At 43.8% G+C, this 17,096-nt stretch carries 13 protein-coding genes and 1 pseudogene; 8 read left to right on the forward strand and 6 right to left on the reverse strand.

The features are described 5' to 3' along the window. Positions 1–90: 90 nt before the first annotated feature. Complete coding sequence (locus tag UYI_RS0105215; RefSeq protein ID WP_016865621.1) at positions 91–579, forward strand: TIGR00725 family protein; 489 nt, start codon at positions 91–93, stop codon at positions 577–579. Between the two features lie 88 nt (positions 580–667). Here the strand turns inward: UYI_RS0105215 and UYI_RS0105220 are convergent, their stop codons facing one another. After that, complete coding sequence (locus tag UYI_RS0105220) at positions 668–946, reverse strand: hypothetical protein (RefSeq protein WP_016865622.1); 279 nt, start codon at positions 944–946, stop codon at positions 668–670. 121 nt (positions 947–1,067) lie between these two features. After that, on the reverse strand, positions 1,068–1,760 hold the full coding sequence (nuoB, locus tag UYI_RS0105225) for an NADH-quinone oxidoreductase subunit NuoB (protein WP_026085753.1): 693 nt from the start codon (positions 1,758–1,760) through the stop codon (positions 1,068–1,070). A gap of 21 nt (positions 1,761–1,781) precedes the next feature. Between nuoB and UYI_RS36500 the strand changes: the two genes are divergently transcribed. After that, the gene (locus UYI_RS36500) at positions 1,782–1,943 is read left to right on the forward strand and encodes a hypothetical protein (protein ID WP_162140381.1); all 162 of its coding nucleotides are present in this window, start codon (positions 1,782–1,784) and stop codon (positions 1,941–1,943) included. A 240-nt stretch (positions 1,944–2,183) separates the two neighbouring features. On the opposite strand, the gene UYI_RS0105230 is transcribed toward UYI_RS36500, so the two are convergent. Together UYI_RS0105230 and UYI_RS0105240 are read right to left on the reverse strand one after the other, a co-directional pair. After that, entirely contained in the window at positions 2,184–4,892 is a 2,709-nt protein-coding gene (locus UYI_RS0105230; RefSeq protein ID WP_016865624.1) for a zinc-dependent metalloprotease, read from the reverse strand. Between the two features lie 607 nt (positions 4,893–5,499). Then, the gene (locus UYI_RS0105240; RefSeq protein ID WP_016865626.1) at positions 5,500–6,066 is read right to left on the reverse strand and encodes a TetR/AcrR family transcriptional regulator; all 567 of its coding nucleotides are present in this window, start codon (positions 6,064–6,066) and stop codon (positions 5,500–5,502) included. On the opposite strand from UYI_RS0105240, the gene UYI_RS31985 reads away from it, so the two are divergent. Further along, positions 6,060–6,383 (forward strand): carboxymuconolactone decarboxylase family protein, encoded by a 324-nt coding sequence (locus UYI_RS31985; RefSeq protein WP_235147910.1) that lies wholly within the window; start codon positions 6,060–6,062, stop codon positions 6,381–6,383. The genes UYI_RS0105240 and UYI_RS31985 overlap by 7 nt on opposite strands. 715 nt (positions 6,384–7,098) lie before the next feature. On the opposite strand, the gene UYI_RS0105250 is transcribed toward UYI_RS31985, so the two are convergent. After that, complete coding sequence (locus tag UYI_RS0105250) at positions 7,099–7,623, reverse strand: Hsp20/alpha crystallin family protein (protein ID WP_016865628.1); 525 nt, start codon at positions 7,621–7,623, stop codon at positions 7,099–7,101. A gap of 945 nt (positions 7,624–8,568) precedes the next feature. After that, the gene (locus tag UYI_RS37535; RefSeq protein ID WP_162140382.1) at positions 8,569–8,745 is read right to left on the reverse strand and encodes a YXWGXW repeat-containing protein; all 177 of its coding nucleotides are present in this window, start codon (positions 8,743–8,745) and stop codon (positions 8,569–8,571) included. Between the two features lie 50 nt (positions 8,746–8,795). Here UYI_RS37535 and ftsH point away from each other — a divergent pair. The 5 genes and pseudogenes from ftsH to UYI_RS0105285 form a co-directional block, all read left to right on the forward strand. Beyond that, a pseudogene (ftsH, locus tag UYI_RS31990) lies at positions 8,796–10,756 on the forward strand (ATP-dependent zinc metalloprotease FtsH). Positions 10,757–10,770: 14 nt separating this feature from the next. After that, complete coding sequence (locus tag UYI_RS0105270; protein ID WP_016865632.1) at positions 10,771–11,016, forward strand: hypothetical protein; 246 nt, start codon at positions 10,771–10,773, stop codon at positions 11,014–11,016. Positions 11,017–11,154: 138 nt separating this feature from the next. Next, positions 11,155–11,592 carry an Hsp20/alpha crystallin family protein gene (locus tag UYI_RS0105275; protein WP_016865633.1) on the forward strand — a complete coding sequence of 146 codons (438 nt, stop codon included), beginning with the start codon at positions 11,155–11,157 and terminating at the stop codon, positions 11,590–11,592. 400 nt (positions 11,593–11,992) lie between these two features. Further along, positions 11,993–13,867, forward strand: coding sequence for a molecular chaperone DnaK (gene dnaK / locus UYI_RS0105280; RefSeq protein ID WP_016865634.1), 1,875 nt, complete (start codon positions 11,993–11,995; stop codon positions 13,865–13,867). Positions 13,868–14,250: 383 nt separating this feature from the next. Beyond that, positions 14,251–17,096 (forward strand): NB-ARC domain-containing protein (locus tag UYI_RS0105285; protein ID WP_016865635.1); only part of this gene is annotated, 2,846 nt, incomplete at its 3' end.

The following is a 17,096-nucleotide window of genomic DNA, read 5'->3' on the forward strand; positions in this document are numbered from 1 at the left end:
CATATGCGATCGCCCCCAAATCTAACTCAATTTAGATTATGATAATTGTGTTTTAATAATCAGCCAGGAAAATTACATAGACAGCTAGTAATGAGGAAAAAAATTGTTGGGGTAATGGGACCTGGAGACAAAGCAACAGAAGTCGATGTACAACATGCTTATAGACTGGGGGAATTAATCGCTCAACAAGGATGGATCTTACTCACGGGTGGTAGAAAATCTGGAGTCATGGATGCGGTCAATAAGGGTGCAAAATCTGCCAATGGCTTAACAATTGGCATCTTACCAACTGATCATCAAAAAGATATTTCTGAAGCCGTAGATATTGCTATTTTTACTGATATGGGCAATGCTCGCAATAATATTAACGTTCTTTCCTCGGATGTAATCATTGCCTGTGGAATGGGTGCAGGAACAGTTTCAGAAGTGGCGCTAGCTTTGAAAGCAAATAAACAAGTAATTTTATTAAATAACGATGCAGAAAGCAAAATTTTCTTTAAAAAACTATCGCCCGAAAATGTTCATGTGGTTGAGAGTGTAAGTGAAGCGATCGCAATTGTACAGAAAATCTTAATATAGTTTTTCCATACCTACAACAGCCTTGCAGCTGCCTCGCGCAATCTTTGAGAACAATCAACTGTTATCGGTTCACCGTGTGCTACCGAAATCACTGTTGATTTAACGCGATCGCACTGTGAATGAGAAGAGTGGAATCTGGTAATTTGTACAGCACCATTTCCCGAGGCGCTACAGCAGCAGGAAAAATACCAGTAACATGCCAAAGGTTTTGCGCCAGTTCTTCAATGCAACCATGAGGTAACACATGAGATTGCCATTGATCAATCATATAAGCAGACTCATTAAGAGGCTTAATCTGGCGGGGTTTGATTAAAGAGAAAAAAGTATAAAATAATTCAGATGCATCCCTTTTTTCTTTTTGCACCATAGTTTTACTATGCAAGTAGACAACAGAACATATGAAAAGTCTTTGTGTCTTTGTGTCTTGGTGGTTCAAGATTTTTTACCACCAAGGCACAAAGTCACCAAGTATTGTCAAGCTTTAAGCTTCATAACTCATTGGCTGTAACTTCTGGTAGTGTCAAAGGCAATGGCAAGCCTGTTGCTTGAGTAATTTCCTGGGATGGCACCTGTCGATCTGGACTTCTGAGATATTGCCCATCTAGGATAGGAGATACTACTTTCATTTGGTGAGAAATGCTGTAGTAGCGGTGAGTTTGTTGGCTAATCTGCCGTTCTTGAATACTTTCGTTAGCGATTTTCTTACGCAGTTTAATAATTGCATCTATGACTGCTTCCGGTCTAGGCGGGCATCCTGGGATGTAAACATCAACTGGAATTAATTTATCTACACCGCGAACTGCACTCGGGGAATCGGCGCTGAACATACCACCGGTAATTGTGCAAGCACCCATCGCAATGACATACTTTGGTTCTGCCATTTGCTCGTAGAGTCGTACTAAGTTTGGGGCATATTTCATTGTAATTGTGCCTGCGGTGATCAATAGGTCTGCCTGTCGGGGAGTAGCACGGGGAATCATGCCATATCTCTCCATATCAAAGCGAGAAGCGTAAGCAGCCATAAACTCCATGAAGCAGCAAGCTGTGCCAAACATCATTGGATACAAACTGGACATTTTTGCCCAGTTGTAGAGATCATCTACGGTTGTGAGGATGACGTTTTCTGAAAGTTGTTGCGTCACTTGAGGACGCTCAATAGGATTAATAATAGTGTCAGTCATGGGCTGAGTCCCCCAATTATTTTGAATAAGTTCTTGGAAAAGAAAGCAGAAGGCAGCTATGCTGAGGGCAGAAGGGAAGAGGACTTGACTTGTTTGTTCCATTCATCACAGGTGGCATTTGCCGCCAGTGCCACTGCTTTCAAAGCAACAGATAACTACACTGCTGATAATTTCAGTTTCTGATCAGCTTCTGAAATGTTCCAGTAAAGATAAAGGTTTTAAGGTGCTAACTTAAGATTGGTTTTTGCCTGTTAGTGGTTATTATACTTCTCCGACAAATAGTGTAGAGACGTGCCATGGCACGTCTCTACAAGGATTTTGGGTAACACATAATTAAATTCTGTCGATGTCTATTGATTATTGGTTAATCATTAGTCGCATTGGTTTACTCTCCCCATCTCCCCACCCCCTTCCCTTGCTCCTTTATCTTGAAAGCAATCCTGCGTTTAATGCTTTGGTAATGCGATCGCTCGTTTCTTCCAGGTGAGCTTGTGTATAAATATCAAGGTTTTCATTTTGGTGTTTGAGACCAGCATCAATGGCTTTGCGTAATTGCCGTAATTCAAACCAAGCTAGTGTCCGCGCGTCCTCTGGTACATCTGTGGTACGCAACACCATATCGAGTAAAATATTTAGGTGTTCCCGTTGCAAAGAACGGCGAAGGCTAGAAATTGGTTTTGGTTCTTTGGTATTTACAACTTCTGTCCAAATATCTTCTTGTAGAGTACTGAATAATACTGGCATGGAAAGCGCTTGTCCAGGCGGTGTTTTAAATTCTATATCCCGGAGACGATTGAGGCGATCGCTATCTAAGAGTGATCTTAATATTACAGCTTGAAAACGCTGAATACGTTCATGAATTGGATAATCAAGGCGGGATACCGGTATAAAGTTACCCCAGTGTTGCCAACGCGAAGGTGCTAGCTGATTCAACAATTGTGGTGGAAAACTAAAAGCATCTTCAGCAAATACATACTCCTGCAACTTCGCTAATACCTGACGTTGCTGTTCTAAAGAAACTGGTACAAAACTGGGGCGCATACTTTCATCAGCATGATGACGCCCGAATGACTGCCCAGCTATATATTGAGTCAACAAAGAAGCGTTACGAAAATAATATCTCAGAATGCTGCTAAACAATACGCGTAGGTCACTATAACTTTCTCCTCTCAACGGGTAATGCAGATCAAGACGTTGCCACATCGCACGGGCATTATCCATTTGCCATTGGGAATAAACTAGCACATCACTACTCATGTCCCAGACATTCGCTAGAGGATTGATATCCCAGATATCTTCATCGGTTGCGTAAGATAATTCTGGTTGGGGAGACGCCAAAGCAATCTTTTCCAAAAAAGGCTTTTCCGCTTCCGGCATCATTGCTTCTACTGAAAAATCTGGGTGAGGTTTATAACCATACTCAATTGCCCATTCGTCGTAAGGGCCAACAACTGCGGGAAAATAGTCGCCTTGCTGTGTTCCCTGAGGTGCTATATTCACAGGCAGATAATCCATCACTGAACCCACCAAACCCTTGGTGTGAGTAACCTCAGTGTTGTTTAATTCTTGAGGTGCTAACATAGTGCTGCCATGAAAGTTGTGGCGCAAACCCAGTGTGTGTCCGACTTCGTGAGCAATGAGAGAACGTATATATTGATGCACATATTCTTTCATCTCATCACTTGTTGGTGTAGCGTTTTGCAACAGTGATAATGCTAGCGCCCCCATCGCTGCTTGATCGGAAAATTCCGCACCATAGCAGATGTCAGAATCAGAATTCTGAATTGGGAATTGGGAATTTGGCATGACGCCACAATCACCTAAATGTTCTGCACCTACTTTTTCTGCTATCAAAGCGCGATATTCTTGCTGAATCGATCGCACCATGTTGGCATCGACAATAATATCTGCATCCAATATTTCCCCAGTCAGAGGATTAACGCGAGCTGGCCCTCTAGCAAAACCTGCATCCAAAGAATTGAACCAGCGAATCGTGTTGTAACGCACATCTGCTGGATGCCAATCAGCATCATCTGGCATTTGTCGGACTTCAATGGCATTTTGGAATCCGGCTTTGGCAAATGCTTGATTCCACATCAAGACGCCTTCACGAATGGCGTCGCGATACTCCAATGGCACAGCATTTTCAATCCAAAATACAATCGGCTTTTTCGGTGGAGACAAAGGTGCGTTGGGGTCAGATGGTTCCAGATGCCAGCGATTAATGTAACGTACAAATGGCTCTTTGCCATTATTCTTAGAAAAATCCTGGAAGGCAGTAATAAAATATCCTACTCTGTCATCAGCAAGTCTGGGGATGTAACCGTTGTTTTCAGGTAGCTGGGAAAAACTGTAGTGTACTTTTAGAGTCAGCGCCCTGCTATCTGGTAATGTGACTAAATATGCTCCTTCTGGTGATGAAAAGCTGTAAACAGATTCAATCTCCAAGTTGAAAGGAAAGCTGCCAACATCGCCAAAATATGACGTATTTTCTTCCAGGCGATAATCAGCCCGCAAATAATATTTCAATAAGGAAGTTAATCCCGGAAAATCCTGCATCAACAGGTGATTTAGATTAATAAGAATATTTTTGCTATACGGATCGATACTGTCAATTTCGAGGGCATAAAGAACAGAGTCGCTAAATGAACGAGCAAGCGATCGCAATTCTGGCTCATCTTGTTCTGTACGGAACTTGACATTACGAACAACAAAATGTAAACGATTATTTACTCGCCGGAAGTAGAACAGGAAATCTTGCAGAGGTAATCCACTATAAATACCGCTTTCCCCAATACCAGATTCCAATGTTACTGTACAAAGATAATTTTTATTGAGTTGTTCAGGTTTCAGTTCTAAGTAAATTTTGCTATCTTCTTCACCACGATAAATGGTGAAAAGTCCCTCTAATTTGTCCGTTCCTTTGATAGCCTCGCGATATCGCCATAAATCTTCCTTTCTATTCTCTTTAAAACGATATTCAGCAGTTGCTAATTGTTCAATTCCTGGTAGATTATTGGACTGCGCTACATAAGTATTTGCAGCTTGGTTAGCAAAAGCATAATTAGTTCCAAACAACAAGTTATAAAATAATAATATATAGACTGTTAACTTTACAATCCAGTTGTTCATCCTTTGGCTACCTTATAAAGCGGGTTTCCTCTCTACAAACCGCTTGAATAATAAAATAGCCGTTTTTTTTCTCTTTCATATAGCCCTAAATTTACTGATTTAATGGGAAATTATTCAATTAATTATTATTTTGTTCCTATATCCAATCAATTCTTTGCTCTAAAGTTAATTTATCAAGCAAATCTCAAGATATAGAACTCCTATTTTATTTTTGAAAAAATTCCGTACATTTTGAGCTTAAGTATTACCATATTCTTTCCTATTGCCTATTGCAAGAGTGCCTATTGCCTTCTATGCTCCGCTCATGATGACAAGCAATAAGTAATGAATTCAATTTCATATAATTCTACCAACCAAAAAGGTAGGTAGATAATGAACTGTAGATATGCGAGATATACGTGAGGTTATTAATGCTAAATTTTACGTTAATCACACCAAATGTCTGTGGCGAATGTTACAGCAAAATATCTCACTTCAGAGTATGATCTCCGTTTCGATACTGCTAAAAAGATGCCTGATGAAACTACTCTCTTCAAGAAAGTTAGCCCAATCACTTGCCATTGGCATGAGCCAAACGGATGAGATTTTCACGAGTACTTCACATTCACTAACTCCCATCAATCAGAATAGATAAAGCCTGACGCGCATATTTTGCTCCTGCTGGAGTTCCTTCAATCGTTGCCATTAAACTAGCACCACCAATTAACAGCAAGTACTGTTGAGAGAATGCTTCTGGATTAGGAATTTCTGCTTCTATTGCTAGTTGCATAATATGAGTACGGATTGCCTCACGCAACGAGACAGAAATATTATGCGCTGGATGATTGGCATCGGCAATTTCTAGGACTGCATTAATGAATGGACAACCCCGAAAATCTGGTTGAGCATACCACTCCCCCAGCACATCAAAGGTTGCGAGTAGCTTTTGTTTAGCTGTGTTTCCTCGCTCCTCAACAGCCTTGTGAAACCACTGCAACCACTTCTTTTCGCGATCGCGCATCACTTCCAAAATGAGTTGATCTTTGGAAGGAAAGTACTTATAAAACGTCCGTTTGGCAACGTCTGAAGCCGCTATCACCTCATTAATCCCAACGTGCTGAATCCCCTTTTGGTAAAAAAGCTCGGAAGCAGTTTCCAGAATGCGATTGTAGATTTGGTTAGTCTCTTGTGCCATTGATTTATCATCGTGTAGACAAAATTGTCTACTTAAGAGTTGGCATGTCCACCAAAGATATAGATGCGATGCGAAATGGTGAACCCCTACAAGATCCAAAACTAGAGGCACTTCGTCACTTTACCCAGCGAATGGTGCAAGCTCGTGGTTGGGTAACTGACGAAGAAATCGAGACATTTATAAAAGCTGGTTACACAAAACAGCAAGTTCTAGAGGTGATTCTCGGCATTGCTGTGAAAGTTATCCATAACTACACTAATCACATTGCTCAAACGCCACTTGATAAAGAATTTAAACCTTACGCTTGGAATGGGTAATTGGGAGTTCTAGGCGTGGTGCTTGATAGCACTCGTTTTTTTGGATTGAAAAAGAGCCAGGCAGTGAGTACTTCACTAGCTGGCTCATGGAGCCTCATTTTAGCTACATCAACAATGTCTCTGCGTTTGGTGCCTCAGAATGATAAATCCTCAAGCGGACATGAAAATCAGTTAATACCAAATTAGGATAGGTAGCATTGTTTGAAATTACAGAACCTTGTAATAAAGACTTTTAATCCAAAATCCGTCTTGAAAAGCTTTGAGGTTCCCTCCGGGACGCTTCTTTGTAGACGCGTAGACGCGTAGACAAAGAAGCGGTGAGGGGGTCGCAGTCTTGGACGCCACATGACGCCACCTGCTACAACTGTTGGAACCCCCAAGGGCGCAGTGGCTCCTTTATGGCGGGAGAAGAGTCCACCGCAGTGGCTGGGCTTTGGGTCACGTAGACGCGCTCATGGGCTTAAGGTAAGGGTATGCGAACCCCCGTAGACGGGCGAAGCTCGGCTTCTCGTACGCCGTAAGGCGTGAGCGTAGGGTAGAGTACCCGGAGGGCTTGGTGCAGGTAGCGGCTTCAAGGTTAGAGTACGGAGGAAACCTCCGCACCCTTACGGGAAGCCACTTCGTGTCTACAAACTTTTCGCAAAATCTAAAATCCAAAATTGATATAAGGGGTGAAAAGGCTCCTCCCTAACCCTGAGGAGCCTTCAGCGTTCAATTAGCTGCTGTGATTGTTTCCGTTTGGCACAGTTTCGCTAGCGGCTTCCAGGGTAGCAGTCGAGGCTGAACCTGACAATTCGCCTAAGTTCACCTTCACAACCCGACGACGTTCTTGTTCAGTTTTAAGTAGAGTAAGGGTCAGAATACCATCCTGAAACTCAGCATGTACGCGATCAGGTTCGATCGCAACAGGTAAGGCAATCAGCCGACGGAATTTACCATAGGCAAACTCTGAGCGGAGCCACTGACTGTCTTCAGATTGCTGTGGATAAGGATGCTCACCCTCAATCAGTACGGCATCTCGCGTCGCTTGAATATTAAGGTGGTTGCGATCTATACCAGGAAGTTGAACACGCAACACCAGGCTATCAGAGGTATCCATTAACTCAATGGCAGGATACCAGGTAGCTTCACGCTCTGTAGATGTACCCGTAACCTCGTCAAAAATTTGATCAAGCTGACGACGCAGCGATTCCATTCGCTCAAACGGTTGCCAATTCAGGTCAAAAGGTTGCCAACGCATTATTCTCATACGGTTAGCCTCCTTTACAATCAATTTTCAGCGTCTGTAGAGTTTGTAATGGCAATATAGATTGAGCAGCACAAGCATCTAACTTCAATCTTGAAATGCAGGCTAGATTTTTGTTGTAGCTGCTCTACTCAATATAGATAGCAAACAATTTTGAAACTCTGAGTTTGCTTGAAGTAGTGTTTCCCGAACGGAGGATATGGCGGTTCTCCCACCCGATAGCTTCGAGAAGTTTTGTAATTAATTAAAGTGTGATAGTCAAGACTTAACTAGTTATAATAACAAAACCAAATTTGACCAATTATTCCTTGATGGTACAAGCCCCCAGATTTGTCTATGGGGTCAATCCAAAATCTAAAATCCAAAATCCAAAATCCAAAATTGGTATAACAGTTTTGTAGGATGTGTTATGCTGTAGGCTAACGCATCATGGAATGATGGTGCGTTAAGACGCCGTGTCCATAACGGACCCTACCAGAATCTATTAATCAATAAGTTTTAATCCAAAATCCAAAATCCAAAATCCAAAATCGGTTGACCGAGTATCTCACGAATAGAGTTCACAACAAAGAAATGAAAGTTTATCTTTCCCTTCTGAGTTGCAAGAGGGTGTAGGGGTGTAAGGGTATAGGAGTATAGGGGAAAAGGTCTGTTTCATCTTTGGGTGTGAAACTTGTTTCATTGGGACTGCCCCTAGTATAGCTGCCTTATTTTCAAGCTATAACCCCACGGGCAATTGCCCAAAACGAGAGAAAAATATAACGTAGACGCGCCCATCGGCTTAAGGCAGGGTACACAGATGAACACAGATGGATTATGGGTTTGCTGTTAAGTTAATTCCTTTTCCCTGTTTCCTGTTAAGAGTTAAGAGTTAAGAGTTCCCTATTTTCAAGACAGTCAATCACGCTGCTGTTTTGGCACAACCAAACATGAAAATTTTTACCCCTTCTGCCATCTGCCTTCTACCATCTGCCATCTGCCATCTGCCATCTGCCATCTGCCATCTGCCATCTGCCATCTGCCATCTGCCATCTGCCATCTGCCATCTGCCATCTGCCATCTGCCATCTGCCATCTGCCATCTGCCATCTGCCATCTGCCATCTGCCATCTGCCATCTGCCATCTGCCATCTGCCTTATTTTCAAGCTAGATTAAGGTAGGTGTCTATGCCTGTTGAAACTGAGACTCAACGTTCGCAAAAGAATCCAAAACCAAGACAGTTTGGCAACAGCCTGATCATTTTCGTAACTGCACTGTTGCCCTTCTCTTACCAGCGTTGCGTCCCCGTCTGCCAGAGGTTCCCTACAGCACTTTCATTGAACAAGTAGAGAATGGGCAGGTGGCGCGAGCGATCGTCAGTCCTAACCGGATTCAGTATATGCTGAAATCCAAACCAGGTGCTGAAAATCAGGCTCCGATTATCTTAGAAACTACACCCGTTGCCCTGGATCTCGACTTACCCAAGATTTTGCGGGAACACAATGTGGAATTTGCTGCTCCACCACCAAACAACACGGGCTGGATTGGTACAGTACTCAGTTGGGTAGTGCCACCGCTAATTTTCTTTGGTATTTGGGCTTGGTTGTTCAGCCGCGCTCAAGGAGCGGGGCCTGCTGCCCTCACCGTGGGTAAGAGCAAAGCGCGAATTTATTCAGAGGGCGTTACAGGCGTGAAGTTTGATGATGTCGCGGGGGTAGATGAAGCTAAAGCAGAACTTCAGGAAATTGTAGACTTTCTCAAGCACGCTGATCGCTACATTCGTTTAGGAGCTAAAATTCCCAAGGGTGTTTTACTGGTGGGGCCGCCTGGTACAGGAAAAACCCTCCTCGCCAAAGCTGTTGCCGGAGAAGCAGGCGTTCCATTCTTCAGTATTTCGGGTTCAGAGTTTATTGAACTTTTTGTTGGGGTGGGTGCAGCACGGGTGCGTGATTTGTTCGAGCAAGCCAAACAACAAGCGCCCTGCATTGTGTTTATCGATGAACTAGATGCCCTGGGTAAATCTCGCGGTGGCAATGGCCCGTTCATTGGTGGCAATGACGAACGCGAGCAGACTCTCAACCAGTTACTAACTGAAATGGATGGGTTTGATGCCAATACGGGCGTAATTATCTTAGCTGCCACAAACCGTCCGGAGATCCTAGATCCAGCTCTGCGGCGTCCTGGTCGGTTTGACCGACAGGTGGTGGTCGATCGCCCCGACAAAATTGGGCGAGAAGCCATTCTGAAAGTTCATGCCCGCAACGTCAAATTAGCAGAGGACGTTGATCTGGAGAAAATCGCGATCCGAACGCCCGGATTTGCCGGTGCAGACCTGGCAAATTTGGTCAACGAGGCAGCACTGTTGGCAGCGCGTCAAAATCGCAACGCTGTGACAATGGCAGATTTCAATGAAGCGATTGAACGCGTGGTGGCTGGTTTGGAGAAAAAATCTCGTGTTTTAAATGAAATCGAGAAGAAGACCGTTGCCTATCACGAAGTTGGACATGCGATCGTCGGTGCATTAATGCCTGGTGCGGGTAAGGTGGAAAAAATCTCGATCGTACCTCGTGGTGTGGGTGCATTGGGCTATACGGTTCAGTTGCCAGAGGAAGACCGCTTTTTGATGATTGAAAGCGAACTTCGCGGTCGCATTGCTACCCTGTTGGGTGGACGTTCGGCTGAGGAACTGGTCTTTGGCGAGGTGTCTACTGGAGCCAGCGATGATATTCAAAAGGCAACCGATCTGGCAGAACGTGCTGTTACCCTCTATGGTATGAGCAATGAACTGGGCCCAATCGCTTTTGAGAAAGTCCAGCAACAGTTTTTAGAAGGCTACAGCAATCCCCGTCGTTCCGTGAGTCCTAAGGTAGCGGAGGAGATTGATCGTCAAGTGAAGAAGATCATCGACGGCGCTCATCAGATGGCTTTGCAGATTCTGCAACACAATCGAGACTTGTTGGAAGAAACAGCACAAACCCTGTTGCAAAAAGAGATTCTGGAGGGTGAGGAGTTGCGATCGCACCTCGATCAGGCACAGTCACCCCCAAACCTGCACCACTGGTTACGCACAGGCAAGCTTCCAGAAGAACAACTTCCGCTTCCAAAACCCTGGAGTGAAATAGAACAACTTGATGGAAACGCCAAATAATCAAGGAGTAGACCATGAAAAAGCAAACAACTCAATCTTTCAAGTGGCTTCCCTTAGCTGCCGTAGGGATGCTTTTTCCCAGTGCTTATATCTGGATCTTTTTGTGGTGTCTCAAGCTGAATGTCAATTTTTGGCTGATTTACATTGTGCTTTACGGTGGAGCGATCGCGTCCTCTTTCTTGCCGACACCACGCAAAGCTCAAAGTAAACGCGATCTTCTTATCAAGGAATTCACTCGCTCACAAACACAGCCATCTTAAATAGTTTTGTTCGGAAGAATGAATCAAGTTTTTCGAGAGAACCGAACCCAGATTTTTTTGCTTACTTATTAATCTGAAAATAGATAGTTCAAATTCAATAAATTACATAATGCAAAAGTCAAATCGGAGGTAAATACTATGGCTCTAATTCGTTGGCAACCATTCCAAGAAATTGAAAATTTACAACAAGATATGAACCGTTTATTTGATCGCTTAATGACAAGAGACGGTGAAAGAATCGGTACAAACTTTATTCCCGCAGCAGAAATACAAGAAACATCAGATGCGATTCATTTAAAACTGGAAATTCCGGGAATGGACGCAAAGGACATTGATGTACAAGTTTCTGCGGAAGCAGTTTCAATTAGCGGAGAACGCAAAGAAGAAACTAAAACCGAAGAAAAAGGAATGACTCGTACCGAATTTCGTTATGGTAAATTCCAGCGAGTGATTCCTCTTCCTGCACGAGTTGAAAATACCAATGTGAAAGCAGAGTATAAAAATGGTATTCTGCAACTCACACTTCCAAAAGCAGAAGACGAGAAAAATAAAGTCGTCAAAGTGAATATCGTCTAACCCTTGCTAAAGGGAAAGGGTTAAAGGGATTGAAAATGCTTTACCCTTTCCCCAACTCTTACAAAATAGTTCACAGTGAAGGATCAAGATTTTTTCCCCTACACTTTATAGGTTCTCATGAGCAATTGCCCACAACAAGGGATCAAAATTGAACGAACACCGTACAAGGCGATGTAGACGCCCGTAAGGGCGGCTGAAGGCAGGGTACACTTATGGAACATAGATGGATTATGGGTTGGCTGTTAAGTTAATTCCTGTTCCCTGTTCCCTATTTTCAAGACAGGTCTAATCGAATGGGTTGATGGGTTAATGGGTTAATGGGTGTACCATCAACTTATCTCCCAACTACTGTTTTTACCTACGCGACTTGATCTTGAACTCAGATGAAAGGAGGAGTTCAATGGCAAAAGTTGTTGGAATCGATTTAGGAACTACAAATTCCTGCGTTGCTGTGATGGAAGGCGGACAACCCGTTGTCATTGCCAACGCAGAAGGCAGCCGCACCACTCCATCAGTGGTTGCCTACACTAAAACTGGCGACAAATTGGTTGGACAAATTGCCAAACGCCAAGCAGTGATGAATCCTGAAAATACTTTTTATTCGGTGAAGCGATTCATCGGACGCAAATACGACGAAATTACGGGCGAAGCTAAACAAGTTTCCTACAAGGTTCTGCGTGATAGTAATGGCAATGTCAAGCTAGATTGCCCCATCCAAAACAAACAATTTGCACCAGAAGAAATTTCGGCTCAGGTATTACGTAAACTGGTTGATGATGCCAGCACCTATTTGGGAGAACCCGTCAAACAGGCGGTGATTACTGTTCCGGCTTACTTCAATGACTCTCAGCGGCAAGCTACTAAAGATGCCGGACGCATCGCAGGGATTGAAGTATTGCGGATTATCAACGAACCTACTGCCGCAGCCCTCGCCTATGGGTTAGACAAGAAAACGAACGAAACCATCTTGGTGTTTGACTTGGGTGGCGGTACGTTTGATGTCTCGATTCTGGAAGTAGGTGATGGCGTGTTTGAGGTAAAATCCACCAGTGGTGATACCCATTTAGGTGGGGATGACTTCGACAAGAAAATTGTCGATTGGCTAGCAACGGAGTTTCAACGCAACGAAGGTGTGGATCTGCGCAAAGATAAACAAGCCTTGCAGCGCCTCACGGAAGCTGCCGAAAAAGCCAAAATCGAACTTTCAGGAGCAACACAAACAAACATCAACCTGCCCTTTATTACGGCAACCCAAGAAGGCCCCAAACACCTAGACATGACCCTCACACGGGCGCAGTTTGAGCAAATGTGTTCTGACCTGCTCGATCGCTGCCGGGTTCCTGTCAATCAGGCTCTGCGCGATGCTAAACTGACGGCTGCTGACATTGATGAAGTAGTATTAGTCGGTGGTTCGACGCGCATTCCTGCTGTACAGCAATTGGTACGGCAAATGACAGGTAAAGATCCGTGTCAAGGTGTGAACCCCGATGAAGTAGTTGCCGTTGGTGCAGCGATTCAAGCGGGAGTATTGGCAGGGGATGTGAAAGACATCTTGTTGTTGGATGTGACTCCCCTATCACTGGGTGTGGAAACTTTGGGCGGTGTGATGACCAAAATCATTCCCCGCAACACCACAATTCCAGTCAAAAAATCAGAAATCTTCTCCACCGCTGCCGATGGACAAACCAATGTGGAAATCCACGTCCTGCAAGGAGAACGGGAAATGGCAGCCGACAACAAGAGTCTAGGCAACTTCCGGCTTGATGGCATTCCGCCCGCACCACGTGGTATGCCGCAAATTGAGGTGACATTTGATATTGATGCCAATGGTATTTTGTCAGTTTCAGCAAAAGAAAAAGCCACTGGCAAGCAACAATCCATCACGATTACCGGCGCATCCACACTGGATAAATCTGAAGTCGAACGGATGGTGAAGGAAGCCGAACGCAATGCCGAAGAAGATCGCAGACGGCGCGATCGCGTGGATACCAAAAACACGGCAGATTCTGTTGCCTACCAAGCTGAAAAACAGCTCAAGGACTTGGGCGACAAAGTGCCTCCTGCCGACAAAACTCGTTTGGAAGGCTTGATTAAAGACCTGCGTGAAGCGATTGATCGTGAAAACTACGATCGCATGAAGTCTCTCACCAACGATATTCAACAAGCCTTGATGCAAATTGGTAGTGCTGTTTACTCCCAAGCGGGTAGTGCTTCCACCAATGACAAAGGTGGCGGTGAAGATGTGATCGATGCCGACTTTGTAGAAAACAAATAAATTAGCTCACCACAAAGGCACAAAGGACACGAAGCTTTGTGTCTTTGTGGTTTGTTTTGTTGCTGGCATAATTGAATTATGCTTGGTGCGATCGCTACATTATTTTAGATTTCTCATTGTGCTGCTTTTTATTCAACGATTGCATCGAGCTTTTGTTGATACCATTGCATCGTTTCTTCGTAATTAGGCACGCTCAACATTACTGAAACACGCTCCTTTAACTGAAGAATTTGTTGATAAGTTAATTAATTTGATCATGCCAGGACTGGCTGGAATTGATAATAGTTAACTTGTATTAAGTTGTATAAAATTAAAAGCAATTCCATATGCTGCCTAAAAACCAGTAAAATAAATCCTGACACAAGGGTTAGCCTTGTAAGCCAATGGAAGTACACAAGCAAAGACGCAAACGTGGTGTAATCCTCAGCCTGCAAGGATGGCAAAAGCTGCAAGAGGCTAGGCATGAGGCAGAGATTCTGGAAAATGATGGAGCTAGATTTACCCTAGAAGAACTCAGTTACCGCACTCAACTTGCTCCCTTCACTGTTTCCAAAGTTTTGGCACGCGAAGAAGGAGTTGATAAGCAAACCCTTGTCTACTTCTTTAGAGGCTTTGGGTTGGAGTTAGCGAAAAGTGATTATGTCAGAGCAGGAAATGGGGAGGTAGGGAGAGACTCACCCCATCCCCCAATCCCCCCATCACCCCAACATCAAGACTGGGGTGAAGCTGTTGATGTTTCGATTTTTTTCGGTCGTACAGAGGAACTAAGTAAGTTAGAGTCTTGGATTGTGAATGACCACTGTCGGCTGATTGCTGTGTTGGGGATGGGTGGAATTGGCAAAACCACACTTGCAATTAAACTAGCACAGCAGATTCAGGCAGGATTTGAGTTTGTGGTGTGGCGTAGTCTCCGCAACAGTCCACCATTGGGTGAATTGCTAAGTAACTTGCTTCATTTTTTTGCTAAAGGTCAACCACTGAATTTGTCAGAAAATCTGAGCAATGTAACTAGAGTTGCTACGCCTGTGTTAGTTTCTCAATTCATGGCACATTTGCGATCGCATCGTTGTTTAATTGTGCTAGACAATGCTGAATCGATTTTGGCAAGTGGGGAACAATGCGGACATTACCAAGCTGGATATGAAGATTATGGACAATTATTGCAGTTTGTTGGAGAAACAGCCCATCAAAGCTGCATAGTATTGACAAGTCGAGAAAAGCCCCAACAAATCGTAGCTATTGAAGGTGAAACTCTACCAGTCCGATCAATACAATTATCAGGGTTAAATGCGATCGCGGCGCTAGAATTAATCAAAACTAAGAATTTTTTCTACGGTTCGGATACTCAATGGCAACACTTGATTCAACACTACGCAGGTAATCCCCTAGCGTTAAAAATCATTGCTACTACAATCGGCGAGTTATTTGCTGGTAATGTTACTGAATTCCTCGCTCAAGGTAGTACAGTTTTTAGTAGTATTTATGACTTATTGTCTCAGCAATTTCAAAGGCTATCGGCACTGGAAAAAGACTTGATGTACTGGTTAGCAATCAATCGAGAACCAGTGACGATGGCAGAATTACGTAGTGACTTGGTATTATCTATAGCATCAATGAAACTGTTAGAAGCATTGGAGTCACTAGCAAGACGCAATTTAATTGAAAAAAAATCAGTCCCTTCATCTGGGGTGCGATTCACCCTCCAACCTGTAGTCATGGAGTATGTCATAGATGATTTGATTCAGCGGGTGGCGGGGGAGATTGGGAGATGGGGGGATAGGGAGATTGGGAGAAACTCTCACCCCACCGCCCCACCACCCCACCACCCCATCTTTTTTAACAGCCATGCTTTGATCAAAGCGATCGCTAAAGATTATATCCGGCTTGCCCAAACCAAACTCATTCTTGAACCAGTCATTGAGCAATTATTATTGTCACTGCCAACCAAACAAGCTATAGAAACTAGGCTAGTTCAAGTTCTCAATGATTTACGAACTCAATCCCAAATCCCAAATCTTACATCTCAAATTGAACCAGAACCAGGTTACGCGGGAGGTAACATTATTAATCTGTTGTCTCACCTCCAAACAGACTTAACAGGTTATGACTTCTCGCATCTAACGATCTGGCAAGCATATCTTCAGGATACTCCCCTCCAGCAAGTTAACTTTGCTGGTGCTGACTTATCCCAATCAGTTTTTGCCAAAACCTTTGCAACCGCTATGGGTGCAGCGTTTAGTCCTGATGGCAAAGCTTTGGCAACTACTCACACAGATGGTTATCTTCTGCTTTGGGATGTTGCTAGTACTCATCTGGTGATGAGTTATCAGGGCCATTCGGGTATTGTTTGGGGAGTTGCCTTTAGTCCAGATGGTTGCATACTTGCCACTGGTGGAGAAGACTGTACAATTAAACTTTGGGATGTAACGAGTGGGCAATGTTTGCAAACTCTACAAGGACATACAGGCGGAGTTCGTACTGTTGTGTTTACACCCGACGGTAAAACTTTAATTAGCTGTAGCACAGATTCAACTATCAGAATTTGGCATATCAACACAGGGGAATGTACCAAAATTCTTCAAGGACACACTAACGGAGTCTGGTCTGTAGCTTTTCTCCCAATGTCCCCAACTGAAGTCAACAAACAATTTAACAATCCAAATAATCCAAAATCTAAAATCCCAAATCCAAAATTCCTAGCAGGAGGTATCATTGCTAGTGGCAGCGATGATCATACTGTGAAACTCTGGGATTTTACTACTGGTCGCTGTATTAAAACATTGGAAGGACATACTGATTGGATCAGGTGTGTTGCCTTTAGTAGTCTAGGAGTGAACAAAAGTTCGCCTTTACTTGCTAGTAGCAGTTTAGACCAAACAATCAGGCTTTGGGATATAAATGAGGGTAGATGTGTTGGTGTTCTCAAAGGACACACAAATGGAGTATTTGCAATCTCTTTTATTGGTGACGGAAATATCCTTGCTAGTTCTAGTATTGAACGAACAGTGCGACTGTGGGATGTAAATACTAGGCAATGTGTGAGAATATTACAAGGGCATACCAATGCAGTGTATGTCAACGCCGTCAACCCCCAAGGAACCTTGCTTGCTACTGGCGGTGATGACTTTTCGCTGAAGTTATGGGATGTAGGTAGTGGAGAGTGTGTCCGAACATTCCAAGCTAGGCAAAACTGGTTTGCATCGGTTGTTTTTAGTCCTGAGGGAATTAT

It is taken from the genome of Fischerella muscicola PCC 7414 (assembly GCF_000317205.1).
GTDB classification, from domain to species: Bacteria; Cyanobacteriota; Cyanobacteriia; order Cyanobacteriales; family Nostocaceae; genus Fischerella; species Fischerella muscicola.